Annotated in this window: 18 protein-coding genes; 13 read left to right on the plus strand and 5 right to left on the minus strand. The window is 71.3% G+C overall.

The features are described 5' to 3' along the window. Positions 1-36: 36 nt before the first annotated feature. The 4 genes from infB to truB all read left to right on the plus strand — a co-directional run bounded on the left by infB (position 37) and on the right by truB (position 4,991). A complete protein-coding gene (gene infB / locus QSK18_RS16085; RefSeq protein WP_285619980.1) occupies positions 37-3,237 on the plus strand; it encodes a translation initiation factor IF-2 in 3,201 nt (1,066 codons plus the stop codon). Between the two features lie 61 nt (positions 3,238-3,298). Further along, complete coding sequence (locus QSK18_RS16090) at positions 3,299-3,595, plus strand: DUF503 domain-containing protein (protein WP_232814887.1); 297 nt, start codon at positions 3,299-3,301, stop codon at positions 3,593-3,595. A gap of 44 nt (positions 3,596-3,639) precedes the next feature. Continuing rightward, on the plus strand, positions 3,640-4,095 hold the full coding sequence (gene rbfA, locus QSK18_RS16095; RefSeq protein WP_285619983.1) for a 30S ribosome-binding factor RbfA: 456 nt from the start codon (positions 3,640-3,642) through the stop codon (positions 4,093-4,095). Beyond that, positions 4,092-4,991, plus strand: coding sequence for a tRNA pseudouridine(55) synthase TruB (truB, locus tag QSK18_RS16100; RefSeq protein ID WP_285619991.1), 900 nt, complete (start codon positions 4,092-4,094; stop codon positions 4,989-4,991). Before rbfA ends, truB begins: the two co-directional genes overlap by 4 nt. A gap of 39 nt (positions 4,992-5,030) precedes the next feature. Here truB and QSK18_RS16105 read toward each other — a convergent pair whose 3' ends face one another. Then, positions 5,031-5,204 (minus strand): hypothetical protein, encoded by a 174-nt coding sequence (locus QSK18_RS16105; protein ID WP_232814884.1) that lies wholly within the window; start codon positions 5,202-5,204, stop codon positions 5,031-5,033. A 166-nt stretch (positions 5,205-5,370) separates the two neighbouring features. Between QSK18_RS16105 and QSK18_RS16110 the strand changes: the two genes are divergently transcribed. The 9 genes from QSK18_RS16110 (at position 5,371) to dapB (ending at position 15,106) form a co-directional block, all read left to right on the plus strand. Continuing rightward, positions 5,371-6,375: a bifunctional riboflavin kinase/FAD synthetase gene (locus QSK18_RS16110; RefSeq protein WP_232814883.1), complete on the plus strand. Its 1,005-nt coding sequence runs from the start codon at positions 5,371-5,373 to the stop codon at positions 6,373-6,375. Positions 6,376-6,495: 120 nt separating this feature from the next. After that, on the plus strand, positions 6,496-6,765 hold the full coding sequence (gene rpsO / locus QSK18_RS16115; protein WP_232814882.1) for a 30S ribosomal protein S15: 270 nt from the start codon (positions 6,496-6,498) through the stop codon (positions 6,763-6,765). A gap of 355 nt (positions 6,766-7,120) precedes the next feature. Further along, a complete protein-coding gene (locus QSK18_RS16120) occupies positions 7,121-9,352 on the plus strand; it encodes a polyribonucleotide nucleotidyltransferase (protein ID WP_232814881.1) in 2,232 nt (743 codons plus the stop codon). A gap of 31 nt (positions 9,353-9,383) precedes the next feature. Beyond that, positions 9,384-10,760, plus strand: a complete 1,377-nt coding sequence (locus QSK18_RS16125) for a M16 family metallopeptidase (RefSeq protein WP_232814880.1) — start codon at positions 9,384-9,386, stop codon at positions 10,758-10,760. Positions 10,761-10,842: 82 nt separating this feature from the next. Beyond that, positions 10,843-12,264 carry an ethanolamine ammonia-lyase subunit EutB gene (locus QSK18_RS16130; protein ID WP_232814879.1) on the plus strand — a complete coding sequence of 474 codons (1,422 nt, stop codon included), beginning with the start codon at positions 10,843-10,845 and terminating at the stop codon, positions 12,262-12,264. Continuing rightward, complete coding sequence (eutC, locus tag QSK18_RS16135) at positions 12,261-13,046, plus strand: ethanolamine ammonia-lyase subunit EutC (RefSeq protein ID WP_232814878.1); 786 nt, start codon at positions 12,261-12,263, stop codon at positions 13,044-13,046. Before QSK18_RS16130 ends, eutC begins: the two co-directional genes overlap by 4 nt. 107 nt (positions 13,047-13,153) lie before the next feature. After that, positions 13,154-13,672 (plus strand): sigma-70 family RNA polymerase sigma factor, encoded by a 519-nt coding sequence (locus QSK18_RS16140; RefSeq protein WP_285619996.1) that lies wholly within the window; start codon positions 13,154-13,156, stop codon positions 13,670-13,672. Between the two features lie 46 nt (positions 13,673-13,718). Beyond that, positions 13,719-14,291: a ricin-type beta-trefoil lectin domain protein gene (locus QSK18_RS16145; protein WP_285619998.1), complete on the plus strand. Its 573-nt coding sequence runs from the start codon at positions 13,719-13,721 to the stop codon at positions 14,289-14,291. A gap of 80 nt (positions 14,292-14,371) precedes the next feature. Continuing rightward, on the plus strand, positions 14,372-15,106 hold the full coding sequence (dapB, locus tag QSK18_RS16150) for a 4-hydroxy-tetrahydrodipicolinate reductase (protein ID WP_232814875.1): 735 nt from the start codon (positions 14,372-14,374) through the stop codon (positions 15,104-15,106). Positions 15,107-15,109: 3 nt separating this feature from the next. Here the strand turns inward: dapB and QSK18_RS16155 are convergent, their stop codons facing one another. The 4 genes from QSK18_RS16155 to QSK18_RS16170 form a co-directional block, all read right to left on the minus strand. Further along, positions 15,110-16,237: a hypothetical protein gene (locus QSK18_RS16155; protein ID WP_232814874.1), complete on the minus strand. Its 1,128-nt coding sequence runs from the start codon at positions 16,235-16,237 to the stop codon at positions 15,110-15,112. A gap of 35 nt (positions 16,238-16,272) precedes the next feature. Next, the gene (locus QSK18_RS16160) at positions 16,273-17,397 is read right to left on the minus strand and encodes an SPFH domain-containing protein (protein ID WP_232814873.1); all 1,125 of its coding nucleotides are present in this window, start codon (positions 17,395-17,397) and stop codon (positions 16,273-16,275) included. 156 nt (positions 17,398-17,553) lie between these two features. Beyond that, complete coding sequence (locus tag QSK18_RS16165; protein WP_285620000.1) at positions 17,554-18,741, minus strand: heparan-alpha-glucosaminide N-acetyltransferase domain-containing protein; 1,188 nt, start codon at positions 18,739-18,741, stop codon at positions 17,554-17,556. Beyond that, positions 18,734-19,279 (minus strand): GNAT family N-acetyltransferase, encoded by a 546-nt coding sequence (locus QSK18_RS16170; RefSeq protein ID WP_232814871.1) that lies wholly within the window; start codon positions 19,277-19,279, stop codon positions 18,734-18,736. The genes QSK18_RS16165 and QSK18_RS16170 overlap by 8 nt, the downstream gene beginning before the upstream one ends. Positions 19,280-19,369 lie beyond the last annotated feature (90 nt).

Raw genomic sequence — 19,369 nt, forward strand, 5'->3', positions numbered from 1 at the left:
TAGCCTCCTCCTGGCTCGGGCCGAGACAGGAGAGATGTGGCAAAGGTCCGGGTCTACGAGCTCGCGAAAGAGCTTGGAGTCGACAGCAAGACCGTACTGAGCAAGCTGCAAGACATGGGCGAGTTCGTCCGTTCCGCCTCGTCCACCGTCGAGCCCCCCGTGGTGCGCCGTCTGCGTGAGCAGATGCCCGCCGCCGAGGGTGCCGGTGGCCGTAAGTCCGCCAAACCCGCGCCCCGGCCCACGCCGTCGCCGGCCGCCGCTGCATCCGCACCGGCCGCCCCGGCCCGGCCCGCCCCGGCGCCGACGCCCGCCCGTCCTGCGGCTCCGGCCGCTCCCGCCGCCCCGGCGGCGAGCGCCCCCACCGCCCCGGCCAAGCCGGCTCCGAGCGCCCCCGCCGGCGCCCCGAGCAGCCCGGCCGCCGAGGCCCCGTTCTCCGCGCCGGCCCCGGCCGCGCCGCAGAGCACCCCCGCAGCCCGCCCCACCCCGGGTCCGGCTGCCCGTCCCAGCGCGCCCACCCCGGGCCCGCGTCCCACGCCGGGTCGTCCCGGCCCGGCCGAGCGTCCGGCCGCTGCGGCGAGTGCCTCGGCGCCCGAGCGTGGTCCCCGTCCGGGTGGCGACGCCCGTCCGGGTGGCGACCGTGGTCCCCGTCCCGGTGGCGACGCCCGTCCGGGTGGCGACCGTGGCCCCCGTCCCGGTGGCGACTTCCGTCCGGGCCCCGGCCCGCGCGGCGACCGTCCCGAGCGGGGCGAGCGTCCCGACCGTGGTGAGCGTGGTCCCCGTCCGGGCGGCGACGCCCGTCCGGGCCCGCGTCCGGGTGCCCCGCGCCCGGGCAACAACCCCTTCGCCTCCTCCCAGGGCATGCCCCGTCCGGGTGGCGGCCGCGACGGTGGCCCGCCGCGTCCGGGCAACAACCCGTTCGCCTCGGCCCAGGGCATGCCGCGCCCGCAGCGCGGCCCGCGCCCCGAGGGTGGCGGCGCCGGTCGTCCCGGTGACGTGGCGGCCCGTGGCAGCGATGCCGGTGACCGTCCGGCACCCCGTCCCGGCGGTCCGCGGCCCAGCCCGGGCAACATGCCGAACCGGCCCAACCCGGGCATGATGCCCGGCCGTACCAGCGTCGGCCGTCCCGGCGGCGGTGGTGGCGGTGGCCGTCCCGGTGGTCCCGGTCGTGGTGGCCCCGGTGGTGGCGGCGGAGGCCGTGGTGGCTTCGCCGGTCGTCCCGGTGGTGGCGGTCCCGGTGGTCCCGGTGGCGGTGGCGGCGGTTTCGCCGGTCGTCCCGGTGGTGGCGGTCGTGGTGGCCGTGGTGGCACGCAGGGCGCGTTCGGTCGCGCCGGTGGTCGCCCGGTCCGGGGCCGGAAGTCGAAGCGTCAGCGGCGTCAAGAGTTCGAGAGCATGGCGGCACCGGCACCCGGTGGCGTCACGGTTCCCCGCGGTGACGGCACCACCGTCATCCGGCTGCGTCGCGGCTCCTCGCTGACCGACTTCGCGGACAAGATCAACGCGAACCCGGCCAGCCTGGTCACCGTGCTGTTCCACCTCGGTGAGATGGCCACGGCGACCCAGTCGCTGAACGAGGAGACGTTCGACGTCCTCGGTGAGGAACTGGGCTACGTCATCCAGGTCGTCTCCCCCGAGGACGAGGACCGCGAGCTGCTGGGCACGTTCTCGATCGACATCGAGGGCGAGGCCGAGGCCGACGAGGAGTTCCTCGTGGCGCGGCCGCCGGTGGTGACCGTGATGGGTCACGTCGACCACGGTAAGACGAAGCTGCTGGACGCGATCCGGCAGACCGACGTGGTGGCCGGCGAGGCCGGTGGCATCACCCAGCACATCGGTGCCTACCAGATCCACACCATGCACGAGGACGTGGACCGCGCGATCACCTTCATCGACACCCCGGGTCACGAGGCGTTCACCGCCATGCGTGCCCGTGGTGCGAAGGTCACCGACATCGCGGTGCTGGTGGTCGCGGCCGACGACGGCGTGATGCCGCAGACGATCGAGGCGCTCAACCACGCCCAGGCGGCGGACGTGCCGATCGTGGTGGCGATCAACAAGGTCGACAAGGAAGGCGCGAACCCGGACAAGATCCGGCAGCAGCTGACCGAGTACAACCTGGTCGCCGAGGAGTACGGCGGCGACACGATGTTCGTCGAGGTCTCGGCCAAGCAGCGGCTCAACATCGACGGCCTGCTCCAGGCCGTCCTGCTGACCGCCGACGCGGCCCTCGACCTGCGGGCCAACCCGGACAAGGACGCCCGCGGCGTGGCGATCGAGGGCAACCTCGACCGTGGTCGCGGCCCGGTGGCGACCGTGCTGGTCCAGTCCGGCTCGCTGCACGTGGGTGACTCGATCGTGGCCGGCACCGGTCACGGCCGCGTCCGCGCCATGATCGACGAGCACGGTGAGGCCGTCGAGGTGGCCACCCCGTCCCGTCCGGTGATGGTGCTCGGCCTGACCTCGGTGCCCGGCGCCGGTGACACCTTCCTGGTGGCGCCCGACGACCGCACCGCGCGTCAGATCGCCGAGAAGCGTGAGGCGATCGAGCGGAACGCGGCCCTGGCCAAGTCCCGCAAGCGGATCAGCCTCGAGGACTTCACCAAGGCCCTCGAGCAGGGCAAGGTCGAGACCCTCAACCTCATCCTCAAGGGTGACGGCGCGGGTTCGGTCGAGGCCCTGGAGGACGCGCTGCTCCAGATCGACGTCGGCGAAGAGGTCGAGCTGCGGATCATCGACCGCGGTGTCGGTGCGATCACCAAGAACAACATCAACCTGGCGGTGGCCTCCAACGCCATCATCATCGGCTTCAACGTGAAGTCCGAGGGCCAGAACGCCGAGTACGCCGACCGTGAGGGCGTGGACCTGCGCTTCTACTCGGTCATCTACCAGGCGATCGAAGAGGTCGAGGCGTCCCTGAAGGGTCTGCTGAAGCCGGAGTACGAGGAGGCCGAGCTGGGCCGGGCGGAGATCCGCGAGATCTTCCGCTCCAGCCGCTTCGGCAACATCGCGGGTTGCATCGTCCGCTCCGGGGAGATCCGGCGCAACAGCAAGGCCCGGGTGTTCCGCGGCGACCGGATGGTCGCCGAGGGCCTCACGATCGAGTCGCTCAAGCGGTTCAAGGACGACGCGACCGAGGTCCGCGAAGGTTTCGAATGTGGTATCGGGCTGGGGTCGTTCAACGACATCCAGAACGAGGACGTCATTCAGACCTACGAGATGCGCGAGAAGGCGCGGGCCTGATCAGGTTCGACGACGGGCGGTGGGCCTTCGGGCCCGCCGCCCGCCCCGTACGGGAGGTTCTGTGTACGTAGGGTCGCTGACCCTGGACCTGCTGCTGGGTGACGTCCACTCGCTCAAGGAGAAACGGTCGGCGATCCGGCCGGTGGTGGCCGAGCTGCGCCGTAAGTTCGAGGTGCACGCGGCCGAGACCGGTGACGCGAACCTCCACCGCCGCGCCGAGATCGGCGTGGCCCTGGTCTCCTCCGACGCCACCCAGTGCCGTGAGGTCCTGCAGTCCTGCGAGCGGCTGGTCGCCGCGCGTCCGGAGCTGCACCTGCTCTCCGCCCGGATCAGGGTGTGGAGCGACGACGACGAGTAACCCCGCCTGGTCCGGGGTGAGTGAAGTGAAGAGCAGGACAGACGATGAGCGACACGGCACGGGCACGCAAGCTGGCTGACCGGGTGCGCGAGGTGGTGGCCGAGGCCCTGGAGAAGCGGATCAAGGACCCGCGGCTCGGCTTCGTCACGGTCACCGACGCCCGGGTGACCGGCGACCTGCAGCACGCCACCGTGTTCTACACGGTCTACGGCGACGACGAGGAGCGGGCCTCCACGGCCGCCGCCCTGGAGAGCGCCAAGGGCGTGCTGCGCTCCGAGGTGGGCAAGCGCACCGGGATCCGGCTCACGCCGACCCTGGAGTTCATCGCCGACGCCCTGCCGGAGAACGCCGCGGCGATGGCCGACCTGATCAAGGTGGCCAACGAGCGCGACGCCGAGGTGGCCGCACTGGCCAACGGGGCGAAGTACGCGGGTGAGGCCGACCCCTACAAGAAGCCCTTGGTGGCCGATGACGACGAGGACGAGGACGACGACGCGTGAAGTCCCGTGAACCGGGCCCCAGCGGCCTGGTGATCGTGGACAAGCCCGCCGGGATGACGTCGCACGACGTGGTCAGCCGGATCCGCCGGCTGGCCGGGACCCGGCGGGTCGGTCACGCCGGCACCCTCGACCCGATGGCCACCGGCGTGCTGGTGATCGGCGTGGAGCGGGCCACCCGGCTGCTGACCTACCTGGTCGGTGCGGACAAGGCCTACTCGGCCACGATGCGCCTGGGCGTCGGCACGATCACCGACGACGCCGAGGGCACGGTCTCGCTCACCCCCGGGCAGGCCGAACTGGGCCTGGCCGAGGTCGACGCGGCGGCGGAGTTCCTGCGCGGCAACATCCAGCAGGTACCCAGCTCGGTCAGCGCGATCAAGAAGGACGGCAAGCGGGCCTACGCCCGGGTGCGCGAGGGCGAAGAAGTGCAGCTCGAGCCGCGTCCGGTGACCGTCTCGGCCCTGCATGTCCGGGCCGTCCGGCCGGGGCAGCACGAGGGCGTTCCGGTGCTCGACGTGGACGTCGACGTGGTCTGCTCGTCCGGCACCTACATCCGGGCCCTGGCCCGCGACCTGGGCGCCTCCCTGGGCAGCGCCGGGCACCTGACCGCGCTACGGCGCACCCGGGTCGGGCCCTACCACCTCGACGGCGCGCACACGCTGCCGTCGCTGGAGGAGTCGTTCGCGCTGCTGCCCATCGCCGACGCGGCGCGGGCGGCGTTCACCGCGCGGGAGCTCACCGACGAGGAGGCCCGCAAGCTGGCCCACGGCCAGCGCCTGGAGGCCAGCGAGCTCGGCCCCGGCCCGGTCGCCGCCTTCGCGCCGGACGGTTCCCTGGTGGCCCTGATCGCCGACGCCGGGCTCACCGCCCGGCCCCTGGTCGTGCTTACGGGTTGAGCTCGGTGCGCCGCCCGGGCGGACGGCGCACCGGACCGGTCAGCTGGAGGTGCCGGCCAGCGTCTTCGCCTCGGAGGTGGGGGCGACCGCCTGGCTGCACGGCCAGACCGTGCCGCAGACCGTGCAGAAGCCTCCGCCGCTGCTGTGCAGGAAGCTCTCGATACCTCGTTGGGCGGGCATCGGAGCCCGGCCGGCGACATGCTGACTGTTCATGGTTGGGGTCCCTCGTGGACTTGATGAACTGAACTTGACCAAGGATCGCTGCAAACCATCGCTGCCGCCCGGGAGATTGTTACGTTGCTCTCACGACGACCGAGCGATTTCACCACATCGGAGCACCGAACGTGGAACTGAAGTGGCCACCTGGCAGAGTTGCCCCGTGAAGCAGAGCCCAACGCACGTGTGGCGGAGTCTCGGCGAGGTTCCGGCCGGATTCGGGCCCTCGGCGGTGACCATCGGCAACTTCGACGGGGTGCACCGCGGGCACCTGGCCGTCCTGGGCCGCACCGTGCGGGCCGCGGCCGACGGTGGCCTGCGGTCGGTGGCGATCACCTTCGCCCCGCACCCGCTGGCGGTCCTGCACCCCGAGCGCGCCCCGCAGCCGCTGTCCACCCCCGCGCACCGGCTGGAGCTGCTGGGCTACACCGGCCTGGACGCGGTCCTGATGCTGCCGTTCACCCACGAGCTGGCCCAGTGGAGCCCGCGCCGGTTCGTGCAGGACGTCCTGGTCGACGCGCTGCACGCCGGGCTGGTGGTGGTCGGCTCGGACACCCGGTTCGGCCGCCGCAACGCCGGCGACATCGGCACGCTGCGCGAGTTCGGCACCGAGATGGGCTTCACCGTCGAGGAGGTGGCCGACCTGAAGGGGGCGGACGCCTCCCGGCGCTGGTCGTCCACCCTCGCCCGGGAGCTGATCGCCGGGGGCGACGTGCGCGCCGCCACCGAGGTGCTGGGCCGCCCGCACCGGGTCACCGGCGTGGTGGTGCACGGCGACCACCGGGGGCGGGAGCTGGGCTTCCCCACGGCGAACCTGACCACCGACGCGATCGGCGCGGTGCCCTCGGACGGCGTCTACGCGGGCTGGCTGGTGCGCCCGGGTAAGGGCGGTGAGCCGGCCGCCGATCCCGAGCACGACACCGGTGAGCGGCTGCCCGCGGCCATCTCGGTGGGCACCAACCCCACGTTCGACGGTGAGGAGCGCCGGGTCGAGGCCTACGTGCTCGACCGCACCGACCTCGACCTGTACGGCGAGCGGATCGCGGTGGAGTTCGTCGAGCGGCTGCGGCCCACCCTGCGCTTCGAGGGGATCGAGGCCCTGGTGGAGCAGATGAACGACGACGTGGCCCGGTGCCGCGCGGTGCTGGGCGTGAACTCCCGCGCCTGATTGGGAGGAGGGGCACCCGCACTGTTACGGTGGTCGCTGCCGTTAGATCGGCCGCGGATCCAGAGTGCCCGGGTGGATGTGCCCCGGGGCGCCGCGCAGCGAACTTCAGGAGGAGATCGAGTGCCGCTCGACGCCGAGACCAAGAAGAAGATCATGGCGGAGTACGCGACTGGCGAGGGTGACACCGGTTCCCCCGAGGTCCAGATCGCGATGCTCACCCAGCGCATCAAGGACCTGACCGAGCACCTGAAGGAGCACAAGCACGACCACCACAGCCGGCGTGGCCTGCTGCTGCTGGTCGGCCAGCGCCGCCGTCTCCTGCAGTACGTGCAGAAGAAGGACATCACCCGCTACCGGTCGCTGATCGAGCGACTCGGACTGCGCCGCTAGTACCCCCGAGGCCGTGACCGGATCATCCGGGCACGGCCTCTTCGGTGTGTCAGGTCGTGACGCTGGCCCATCGATGCCCGATCATCGGGTCATCGGTGGGCCACAGCACCATCGAGCACCCACCGGCACCACCGAGCACCATCCAGCACCAAAGACGAAAAGCAATCAGGAGGGGTCGGCGAGACCCGGTTAACCGGTCCTCGGTAGTGGCCTCCGCGACCTGCACCGCCGCCTGCGGCGGGTGCCTCGCGTGGGCCTCGATCGAAGACCGGAACGACAGACCACGGCTCGGCGCACCACTCCTGCCCGACACCGCGGATGGCCAGGCCATCGCGGAGGAACAGGAGAGTGACCCTTGGAGGGTCCCGAGATCACCGCGGCCGAGGCCGTCATCGACAACGGCTCGTTCGGCCAGCGCACCGTCCGGTTCGAGACCGGCCGGCTGGCCCGGCAGGCCGCCGGTTCCGTCGCCGTCTACCTGGACAACGACACGATGCTCCTGTCGGCCACCTCGGTCGGCAAGACGCCGAAGGACCAGTTCGACTTCTTCCCCCTGACGATCGACGTCGAGGAGCGGATGTACGCGGCCGGGAAGATCCCCGGCTCGTTCTTCCGGCGTGAGGGCCGGCCCAGCACCGAGGCGATCCTGGCCTGCCGGCTGATCGACCGCCCGCTGCGCCCGACCTTCGTCAAGGGCCTGCGCAACGAGGTCCAGGTGGTCATCACCGTCCTGGCCCTGAACCCCGAGGACCCGTACGACGTGGTCTCGATCAACGCCGCGTCGCTGTCCACGCAGCTGTCCGGCCTGCCGTTCTCCGGCCCGATCGGTGGCATCCGGATCGCCCTGATCGACGGCCAGTGGGTCGGTTTCCCGCGGCACTCCGAGATCGAGCGGGCCGTGTTCGACATGGTCGTGGCCGGTCGCGTGGTGAAGGCCGAGGACGGCTCGGACGACGTCGCCATCATGATGGTCGAGGCCGAGGCCACCGAGGGCTCCTGGACCCTGATCAAGGACCAGGGCGTCGGCGCGCCGACCGAGGAGGTCGTGGCCGCCGGTCTGGAGGCCGCGAAGCCGTTCATCGCCGAGCTGTGCCGGGCGCAGGCCGAGGTGGCCGCCACCGCGGCCAAGCCGACCAGCGAGTTCCCGCTGTTCCTGGACTACCAGGACGACGTGTTCAGCGCGGTCGAGAGCGCCGTCGCCGACGACGTGGCCCAGGCCCTGACGATCGCCGGCAAGCAGGAGCGCGAGGGTCGCCTCGACGAGATCAAGGACGCGGTCAAGGCCAAGCTGGCGGCCGAGTTCGAGGGTCGCGAGAAGGAGGTCTCCGCGGCCTTCCGCTCGGTGAACAAGAAGCTGGTCCGCCAGCGCATCCTGAAGGACAAGGTCCGCATCGACGGCCGTGGCCTGGCCGACATCCGCCAGCTCGGCGCCGAGGTCGAGGTCCTGCCCCGGGTGCACGGCTCGGCCCTGTTCGAGCGCGGCGAGACCCAGATCCTGGGCGTCACCACGCTGAACATGCTGCGCATGGAGCAGCAGCTGGACACCCTCTCCCCGGTGACCCGCAAGCGCTACATGCACAACTACAACTTCCCGCCCTACAGCACCGGTGAGACCGGCCGCGTCGGCTCGCCGAAGCGCCGCGAGATCGGTCACGGCGCCCTGGCCGAGCGCGCGCTCGTGCCCGTGCTGCCCAGCCGGGAGGAGTTCCCCTACGCGATCCGTCAGGTCTCCGAGGCCCTCGGCTCCAACGGGTCCACCTCGATGGGCTCGGTCTGCGCCTCCACCCTGGCCCTGCTGAACGCCGGTGTGCCGCTGCGCGCCCCGGTCGCCGGTATCGCGATGGGCCTGGTCAGCGACACCGTCGACGGCAAGACCGAGTACGCGGCGCTGACCGACATCCTGGGCGCCGAGGACGCGTTCGGTGACATGGACTTCAAGGTCGCCGGTACCTCGGAGTTCGTCACCGCGATCCAGCTCGACACCAAGCTCGACGGCATCCCGGCCTCCGTGCTGGCCGCCGCGCTGACCCAGGCCCGCGAGGCCCGGCTGCACATCCTCGACGTGATGAGCGAGGCGATCGACCGCCCGGACGAGATGTCCCCGCTGGCCCCGCGCGTGATCAGCGTGAAGGTCCCGGTCGACAAGATCGGCGAGGTCATCGGCCCCAAGGGCAAGATGATCAACCAGATCCAGGACGACACCGGCGCCGACATCTCGATCGAGGACGACGGCACGGTGTACATCGGTGCGGTCGACGGCCCCTCGGCCGAGGCTGCCCGGACGGCGATCAACGCGATCGCCAACCCGACCATGCCCGAGGTCGGGGAGCGCTACCTGGGTACCGTCGTGAAGACGACGACCTTCGGTGCGTTCGTCTCGCTGGTGCCGGGCAAGGACGGCCTGCTGCACATCTCGCAGATCCGCCGGATGGTCGGCGGCAAGCGGGTGGAGAACGTCGAGGACGTGCTCAGCATCGGCCAGAAGGTCCAGGTCGAGATCGCCGAGATCGACCCGCGTGGCAAGCTCTCGCTGGCTCCGGTCCTGGAAGAGGAGACCGAGGCCAAGTCCGAGACGGCGGAGGCCTGAGAGTGCCTCTCACCCCGGTGAGGACCGGCCGGTGACGGCGGTCCCGCTGCCGCTGGTCGCCTCCGGGAGTTCCGGCTCGACGCAGACCGTCGCCGGGGAGGAGAGCGGTGCCCTCGTGCGCCGCACCGTCCTCCCCGGCGGGGTCCGGGTGCTGTCCGAGGCGATGCCCGGACTGCGCTCGGCCACCATCGGTTTCTGGGTCGGCGTGGGCTCCCGTGACGAGACCACCGGTCACCACGGCTCCACCCACTTCCTCGAGCACCTGCTGTTCAAGGGCACGTCCCGGCGCAGCGCGATGGACATCGCCACCGCGTTCGACCGGGTCGGCGGTGAGTCCAACGCCGTCACCGGCAAGGAGCACACCTGCTACTACGCCCGGGTGCTGGACGAGGACCTGCCGATGGCCGTGGACGTGCTCTGCGACATGGTCACCGGCGCCCGGCTGGACGCCGGTGACGTGGAGAACGAGCGCGGGGTCATCCTCGAAGAGCTCGCGATGAACGACGACGACCCGGCCGACGTGGTGCACGAGCGGTTCTCCGAACTGGTTCTCGGGCAGCACCCGCTGGGCCGTCCGATCGGCGGCACCCCGGAGACCATCCGGGCCGTCGGCCGGGACAACATCGCCGACCACTACGCCGAGCACTACAAGGCGCCCGGCCTGGTGGTCACGGTGGCCGGGGGAGTGGACCACGACCGGGTGTGCGAGCTGGTCGCGGCCAGCCTGGCGCGCTCGGGCTGGCACCTCGACGAGGGGCACCGTCCCTACGCGCGGCGCGACGTGGCCCATCCGGAACCGGAGCAGGCCGGCCTCGCCGAGGACGGGCTGCCGCATCGTTCGATCGTGGTGAACCGGGCCACCGAGCAGGCGAACGTGGTCGTCGGCACCACCTCCCTGGTGGCCACCGACCGCCGTCGCTACGCGATGTCGGTGCTCAACGCCGTGCTCGGGGGCGGGATGAGCAGCCGTCTGTTCCAGGAGATCCGCGAACAGCGGGGCCTGGCCTACGCGGTCTACTCGTTCGCCTCGGGCTACTCCGACTCCGGCTACTTCGGTCTCTACGCGGGCTGCACCCCGTCCCGGGTGGACGAGGTGATCGCCCTGATGGTGGCCGAACTGCGCCGTCTGGCGACAGAACCGGTGCCGGAAGAGGAGCTGCTCCGGGCCCACGGTCAGCTGGCCGGCGGTCTGGTGCTGGGTCTGGAGGACACCGGTTCGCGGATGTCCCGTCTGGGCAAGGCCGAGCTGGTGCACGGTGAATACCTGGGCCTCGACCGGGCTCTGGGGCGCATCCGTGAGGTCACCGCGGAAGACATCCGGTCGCTGGCCGAGGATCTGGCCTCCCGTCCGTTGTCTCTGGCCGTGGTCGGGCCGTTCGATCCCGAGCGCACCTTCCGGATCGCCTGAAAACCTCGTTCGAAACAAAGGACGCCTGTAACCGCCTTCGCGGTAACAGGCGTCCTTTATTTTGGGCCGGGGAGGTAAGCCCATGAGTAGGTACGCACAGACCAGCCGGGGTACGACACACCAGTTCGACGGGCTGGTCGATCTGATGGCCAAGGCCACGCCGGCCCGTTCCGGAGACGAACTCGCCGGGTGCGCAGCACAGAGCGACGCCGAGCGGGTTGCTGCCCAACTGACGCTCGCCGACGTCCCCTTGTCGCAGTTCCTCGAAGAACCGCTGGTGCCCTACGAGACCGACGAGGTCACGCGGCTCATCCTCGACACCCATGACCGCGAGGCCTTTGCGCCGGTGTCCTCGCTGACCGTAGGCGCGTTCCGTGACTGGCTGCTGGATCTGGCACCTCGCCCCGATGCCGGCTCCGTGCTTACGGCGCTGGCTCCTGGGTTGACGCCGGAAATGGTCGCCGCGGTAAGCAAACTCATGCGCAATCAGGATCTGATTGCGGTGGCCCGCGCCACCCGGGTCACGTCGGCCTTCCGCTCCACCGTCGGCCTGCCGGGGCGGCTCGCGACGCGACTGCAACCCAACCACCCTACGGACGATCTACGCGGCATTGCTGCGGCCACTCTCGATGGTCTGTTGCTGGGTTGCGGGGACGCGGTGATCGGCGTGAACCCGGCCGGCGATTCACCGCAGACCTGTGCCGATCTGCTGCATCTGCTCGACGAGGTCCGCTCCACCTACGACATCCCTACCCAGTCGTGCGTGCTTACCCACGTCACCACCACCATCGGGTTGATCGAGGCCGGTGTTCCGGTGGACCTGGTGTTCCAGTCGGTCGCCGGCACCGAGGCAGCGAATCAGGGCTTCGGGGTGACGCTTTCGATGTTGCGCGAGGGGTACGAGGCCGGGCTGTCGCTCAACCGGGGCACGGTCGGGCAGAACGTGATGTACATGGAGACCGGGCAGGGTTCGGCGCTCTCCGCCGACGCTCATCGTGGGGTGGGAGGGCGTCCGGTCGACCAGCAGACGCTCGAGGCCCGCGCCTACGCGGTCTGCCGCGAGTACAAGCCTTTGCTGGTGAACACCGTGGTCGGGTTCATCGGGCCGGAATACCTCTACGACGGTAAGCAGATCGTGCGCGCCGGGCTGGAGGACCACTTCTGCGGCAAGCTGCTCGGCCTCCCGATGGGCGTGGACGTCTGCTACACCAACCACGCGGAGGCCGATCAGGACGACATGGACAACCTGCTGACGCTGCTGGGCGTGGCCGGTTGCTCGTTCGTGATCGCGGTGCCGGGGGCTGACGACGTGATGCTGGGGTACCAGAGCACGTCCTTCCACGACGCGTTGTACGTGCGGCAGGCGCTCGGGCTGAGGCCGGCCCCGGAGTTCGAGGCCTGGCTGGACCAGCTGGGAATGCTGGCCGACGGGGGACGGGTGCTGCCCGTAGACGCTTCGGCCTCGGCGTTGCGTGCCCTGGCCCTGACGGGAGTGGCTTCGTGACGGACTTCTGGGACGAATTGCGGGCCACCACCCAGGCCCGGATCGGGCTGGGGCGGGTGGGCGACGGGATGCCGACGTCGCGGGTGCTGGAATTCCGCCTGGCTCATGCGATCGCCCGGGACGCGGTGCACGATCCGCTCGACGTGGATGCTCTGCTGGAAGCACTGGCCGACGCCGGGGTGGGCGGTTCTTCCGCGGAGGAACCGCATTCCCGCCTGGGCCCCGCGGTGGTCGTGACCAGCCAGGCCGCTGATCGCGCCGAGTACCTGCGCCGCCCAGACCTGGGGCGGCTCCCGGCCGACCTCTCCGGCGTCCCCGCCGCCGCGGCCGACGTCGGATTCGTGCTGGCCGACGGTCTTTCCGCCCGAGCCCTCCAGACCCACGGCCCGGCCTTGCTCGCGGCCCTGGTCGAAGTCCTCCCACCCACCCTCACCCTGGCCCCACCGGTGATCGCCACTCAGGCCCGGGTAGGACTGGGCGACCACATCGGTGCGGCGCTCGGCGTGCAGACGGTGCTGGTCCTGATCGGCGAACGCCCTGGTCTCTCCGTGGCCGACAGCCTGGGCATCTACCTCACCCATCGCCCCCGCCCCGGCCTCGCCGACTCGGACCGTAACTGCGTGTCGAACATCCATGCCCCCGGCGGCCTTCCGTACGCGGCCGCCGCCCGCGTGGTCAGTGGCCTGATCGCCGGCGCCCGTCAGCTCGGGCGTTCCGGCGTGGCGCTGAAAGACACCAGCCGCGAGATCGAGACGGCCAAGGTGGACCCGGCGCTCTCCTGACACCCACCGACCGAGCGGCCGCGAAGAAAATCGCGGCCGCTCGCATCCTGTCCCGCAGTCCAGGCGTCTTCTGCGTGTGATGGAGGGAATGCAGGAAGGGGGGTGTCGTGTCGAGGAGTCAGGAGTTCGATGAGTTCTACGCCGTTTCCTACCGGCGGATCCTGGGCCAGCTCTACGCGATGAACGGCGATCTGGCCGCCGCCGAGGATGCGGCCGCCGAGGCGTTCACCCGGGCCTGGCAACGCTGGGGCGCTGTGCGCCGCAGTGATTCGCCGGAGGCCTGGGTGCGAACGGTCGCGGTGCGGGTGGAGATCAGCACGTGGCGCAAGAACGGGAACCGGCTCCGGGCCCACCGCCGGAGCTCGTCACCGCCGGCCTCGGACCCTTCCGGGCTCGGGCCTGATCACGTCGCCCTGGTCCAGGCCCTGCGCACGTTGCCGGACGGGCAGCGGCGGGCGCTGGTGCTGCACTACTTCGCCGATGCTCCGGTGAGCGTGATCGCCAAGGAGCTCAGGGCGCCCGAGGGCACGGTCAAGTCGTGGCTGGTCAGAGGCCGTCAGGCCCTGGGGGAGCAACTCGGCGAGAACCTGAGCGAGGAGGGGGTGATGGGCGGTGGCCGGTCTTGACCAGCGTCTGCACGATCTGGTGGCTGCGGCGGGAAGGGAGGTTCCGGTGCCTCCACCCGAGGGCGTGCGCAGGCGGGGTACGCGCCGTCGGGTGGTCCGGTCCGGTGTGGGCGCGCTGGCGGTCGTCCTGCTCGCCGCCGGGGGCCTGTTCGGGCTGCGGGCCGTGCAGGGCCCGGACGCGGTGGCCATCCAGCCGGCCGCATCGGATCTGCCCTACGGCGTGCAGATCCAGCTCGTCCCGGGGACCGTCGGCAACGTGGAGAACGTGAAGCTGATCGAGGACTCGGGCAATCTCAGTGAGGCCGACCTCGGGGTCCTGCCGATGAACGACCTGTGGGGTTTCCCGCAGCCGGACCCGGACCGGGCGGAGTACCAGATCCGGATGATCTCACCGGGGGCGGCCGGCAACTGTGTGTCCTCGGACGTGCCCCGCGAGGGCACCGTACCTCTGAAGCCCTGCGACGCCACGGACAAGAGCCAACTGTGGCGGATCGACTGGGAGGCGGGCGTCATGACCTTCCGCGGACTGGGTCCGTTGCTGGGCGCGTCCGAGGCCGACGTGCTGGCCATCCTTGCGAGGCCGGACACGGGTCCGTACGCGGCTCAGGCGCCGCAGTGACGGCTGGCCCGAGGTGACGGGAACGCGATGGATCCGCCGACCGGCCGGTCGGCGGATCCATCGCTGGTACCTTCGCCTGCGTGACAGCGGTAGCAGTGATCGGCGCGGCCGGTCGGATGGGCAGAACCACCTGCGAAGCGGTGGAGGCCGCCGCCGATCTGACGCTCAGCGCGCGGATCGGCTCCGGCGACGACCTCCTCGCCGGCCTGAAGGGCGCACAGGTCGCGGTCGTGATGACCGGGCCCGAAGGGGTGGACGACATCGTCGCCACCTGCGTCGAGCAGGGCGTGCACGCGGTGGTCGGCACCACCGGCTGGACCGAGGCGGGTCTGGCCAAGGTGCGGGCGGCGCTGGCGGAGGCCCCCGAGGTCGGCGTGCTGCTGGCCCCCAACTTCGCCCTCGGTGCGGTGCTGCTGATGCGTTTCGCCGCCGAGGCCGCCAAGCACTTCGAGTCGGTCGAGGTGGTGGAGCTGCACCACCCGAACAAGGCCGACGCCCCCTCGGGCACGGCCCGGCACACCGCCCAGCAGATCGCGGCCGCGCGCCGCGAGGCCGGGGTGGCGCCCTCGCCCGACGCCACCACCTCCGCGCTGGACGGGGCCCGCGGCGCCGACGTCGAGGGTGTGCGCGTGCACTCGGTGCGCCTGCGGGGCCTGGTCGCCCACGAAGAGGTGCTGCTGGGCGGGCCGGGGGAGCAGCTGACCATCCGGCACGACAGCTTCGACCGCATCTCCTTCATGCCGGGCGTGCTCCTGGCCGTGCGCCAGGTCGCCGGGCGTCCCGGGCTGGTGCAGGGCCTGGAGCACTACCTGTAGGAGCTATCGGCCGCGTACCGCCATCACGAGCAGGGCGATGGCGGCGGCCAGCAGCAGGCCGGCGACCACCGCGGCGGCGATCTTGACCCAGCTGTAGGGCCGGTCGCCGATCACCTCACCGGTGCGGGCGTTGATCATCACCCGCCAGACCTGGTTGTCGAAACGGTAGGCGGCCAGCCAGACCGGCAGCAGGAGCAGCTTGAAGGTCACCGACCCCCAGTGGGTGTCCATCGAGCTGACCCGCTGCTGGTCGCCGCCGATGTCGTCGCGGCAGTCCCGCTCGATCTGGTTCTGCGCGATGTCCTGGAACCGTTCCAGGCCCTCGGGCGGCTCCACCTCGTAGCGCAGCGTCTGGTAGCCGGCCAGGTACTCCGGCTGGTACGGCACCGCCGCGGGCAGGTCCCAGGGCTCGAGCTTGTTCACCTTCTCGACCGGCAGCCGCTTCACCGCCGAGACCAGCACGTCGTCGAAACCGCGCTGCACCTGGCCACTCACCGAGGTCCAGCGGATCCGCCGGACCTCACGGGTCTGCTCCTCGCCCTCGGCGTCCTTGTACGTCTCGGTCTCGTAGTAGTAGTCGCCCCGCTGACCCCAGTAACTGGTGTGGGTGTCGCTGTCGTACGTCCAGTACGGCAGGTAGGTGCCCTCCAGGGCCTCCCGGGCAGCCAGGGTTTTCAGCGAGTTGGGGGCGAACCAGCGGCTCTTCACCCAGCTCTGGAACAGGTCCATGGCCTTGGACGCGGTGATCCCGAAGGGCAGCACCCCCTCCGGCACGATCACCAGGTCGGCGTCCTGCTCGACCACCACGGCGGCGCCGCAGAACGGGCACAGGTCCGAGATGTGGTCGGTCTCGGTGCGGGCCCCGCACCCGGTGCAGGTGACCGTGTGCGGAGCCAGCTGCACCACCGGCTTGTCCTGGGCCCCGGCCAGCCACTGCTGGTACGAGTGCTCGTTCACCTCACGGTCGGGGTCGCGGGCCACCTGCTGCTCGGCCCCGCAGTAGGGGCACTTCAGGGCGGTGGTGCCGGGGGCGAAGGTGAGCCGGGCGCCGCAGGAGACACACGGGTACTGCTGCTGGGTGTACTGGGCGCCTTCCTGCGGCGTCGTGCTCTGGACGCTCTCGTCCGTCATCCCTGACCTGCTCTACCGGAAGTTGGGGTGGGGGTTCAGCTCTGGGGCAGCGAAGGCGGCAGCGGCGGCGGACCCTGGTTGAGCAACCGGGCCACCTCCGGCACGGCGGAGGCCGCGGTCCACTCGTTCATCCCCGCCCGCCAGACGAGGGTGCTGCCGGACAGCTGGCCCCCGGAGACGTTGTTCTGCAGGCCGGCCTCGTCCAGCGGGCCGAGCTGCTGGCCGTTGACCGCGATGTACCACTGGGCCGGGTTCGGTAGCGGCGGCGGGCCGGCCGGGGCCTGGGGAGCCGGAGGCGGCGTGGGCTTCTGGGTCATCGCCGCGGCGGCCTGCTGGCCGAGCCCGACGCCCAGACCGAGGCCGAGCGCGTCACCGGCGCCGCCCGGGTTGTTCGAGGCGTTCTCGATCGCGTTGGCGGTCTGGAACTGGGTGTACTTGTTCAGGTCGCCGAGCACCCCCATCTGGGTGCGCTTGTCCATCGCCTGCTCGACCTCGGGCGGCAGCGAGACGTTCTCGATGATGAACTTCGGCACCGCGATGCCGTTCGGTGCCAGTTCCTCGGTGAGGGTGCCGGCCAGCCGGGCGGCGATCTCCTCCTGGTGCAGGGCCAGGTCGAGCACCGCCACCTGGGCGTGCGCCAGGGCGCCGGTGAGCCGGCCGACGATCAGCTGGCGCAGGAACTCCTTGACCTCGTCGGTCTTGAATAGGCCGTCGGTGCCGACCAGCTCCTTCAGGAACCGGGCCGGGTCGGAGACCCGGGCCGAGAAGGCGCCGAACGCCCGCACCCGGACCATCCCGAAGTCGGCGTCGCGCAGCATGATCGGGTTCTGCGTGCCCCACTTCAGATCGGTGAACTGACGGGTGCTGACGAAGTAGACCTCGGCCTTGAACGGCGAGTCGAACCCGTACTTCCAGCCCTTGAGCGTGGACAGGATCGGCATGTTCTGCGTCTGCAGGGTGTGGGTGCCGGGACCGAACACGTCGGCGATGGTGCCCTCGTTGACGAAGACCGCGGTCTGCGACTCCCGCACCACGAGCTTGGCGCCCATCTTGATCTCGTTCTGGTACCGCGGGAATCGGTAGACCATCGTGTCGCGGCTGTCGTCCAGCCACTCGATGATGTCGATCAGCTCGCCGCGGATCTTGTCGAACAGGCCCACCATGCCTCCTTGGCTCCTCGGTGTCTCCGGCCCGCCGCTCGGCTGAGCGGCCGGCTGAGCACACGCGTCCCCCGGGCACGGGGGATCTTGCGGTAGACAGACGACGAGCCTGCCGCCGACGTTGCACCGATCTTCGCCCGCATTGGGCGCCGCCGGTCAGCGGCGCGCCGCCACCCCGGCCACCGTGGCGATCGCGTCCTCCACCGGGCCGCGCCGCCCTGGCGCTCCCCACAGCAACGCTATGACGATCGCGCCGGCCACGTTCAGCGCCAGGAAGGGCCAGGCGTCCACCAGCGACCCGCCGCTGGCGTTCAGCCCGACCGCGAGCACGTGCAGGCAGTACAGGGTCAGCGTCATCGAGCCCGCTGCGGCCAGCATGGTCAGCAGCACCCGGGCCGCTCGCCCGGCGTCGGAGAGGGCCTGGACGGCCAGCAGGGTGAGCCCGAGCACGAGCAGCGACGTGCCGGTGGTGTGCACCAGGTCGGTGATCGAGCCGCTGTGCGCCACCCGGACCACCAGCCACCACGGATCGCTGACCGGGGTGGTGCCGTAGAAGCCGTCGTTGGGGGAGACCCCGTCGACCGAGTAGCGGGTGGGCAGGTCGTTGGTGATCAGGATGGAGAAACCCCCGGCCAGACGGACGGCCACGGCCGAGACGGCCCAGGCGCTCGCCGCGAGCAGGGCACCGGTCCCGGCCACGGCGGCCGCGACCGGGCGGCTGCGCAGCGCCAGCCGGCCGACGGCCAGCCCCGCGAACAGATAGGTGGTCCAGGTCAGCACCGGGTAGTACCCGGTGAGCAGCAGATGCCGCAGCACCGAACCGAACTCGGCCAGGGACGACCATTCCAGGTTGGGGCCGGACGCCTCTTCCAGTTCCTGCTCGCCGCGCAGCCAGTAGCTGAGCGCCGGGGTGACCAGGGCGCAGGCCACGGCCGCGCCGGCCAGCCGGCGCGCCCGCAGGGCCAGCACCGGCACCGCGACCAGGAAGAGCAGGCCGTAGTAGGCCAGGATGATCGCCACCGGGGTCTCGGCCAGGCCCAGCGTCAGGCCCAGTACGACCAGGGCGACCGAACGCACCAGAGTGGTCCGCCGGGTGCGGGAGACCTTCTCGGGCGTGGGGTCGTCGCCGCCCGAGGCCAGCGCCAGCCCGACCCCCGCCAGCACCGCGAAGAGTGCCGCGGCCCGCCCTCCGGCCACCTCGTGGACCGCACCCATCAGGCCCTCGTCCGACCCCGGGCCGGAGAGGATGTGCGTGGCCATCATGCCGAAAAGGGCGAACGACCGGGCCACGTCGATCCCGGTGAGCCGGGTGCCCTTCGCCGCCACGGTGCCGGTCTCAGCCACCCGCGGGCGCCCCGATCTCGGCCCCGTAGCGGGCCTCCACCACGGTCTGCCCACCCGCGCCGGCGAACGAGCGGCGGGCTCCGTCGGCCACCATGCCCGCCGAGGTGAAGAACGAGACACGCGGCTGGTCCGCCTCCGGAACCCAGACCGTCATCGCGCCGAAGTCGTGCCGGCGCAGGTGGTCGACCACCGCGGAGAGCAGCCGCGAACCGTGCCCGGCCCGCTGGTGCCCCGGATCGACCGCGAGCACGCCCAGCGTGCCGGTCGACGCGTCTGCGTCCTTGTCGTCGCTCGGCGCCACCGAGGCGAAACCGACCACCAGGTCGTCCGTCACGGCCACGAAGACCCCGTGCTTGGCGCTGGGCGGGCGCAGCACCGCCTCGCGCCAGACCGGGGTGAGTTCGGCCGGGGTGAGCACGGCCAGCGCCTCGGCCGGGAGCAGTTGCGCGTAGGCCGTGCCCCAGGCCCGGGACTGGATCGCGCCGATCACCGCGGGATCACTGGCGCGGGCGGGCCGGACCAGGACGTTCGATGCCATGTGGGCATCATTCCACCCGCCCCCGAAAGCGCACCGATACGGCCGAGGGAGCACCCGGGGCCGCGGGCCGGGACAGGACTGAGGACCTAG

Source organism: Kineosporia sp. NBRC 101677, assembly GCF_030269265.1.
GTDB lineage: Bacteria > Actinomycetota > Actinomycetes > Actinomycetales > Kineosporiaceae > Kineosporia > Kineosporia rhizophila.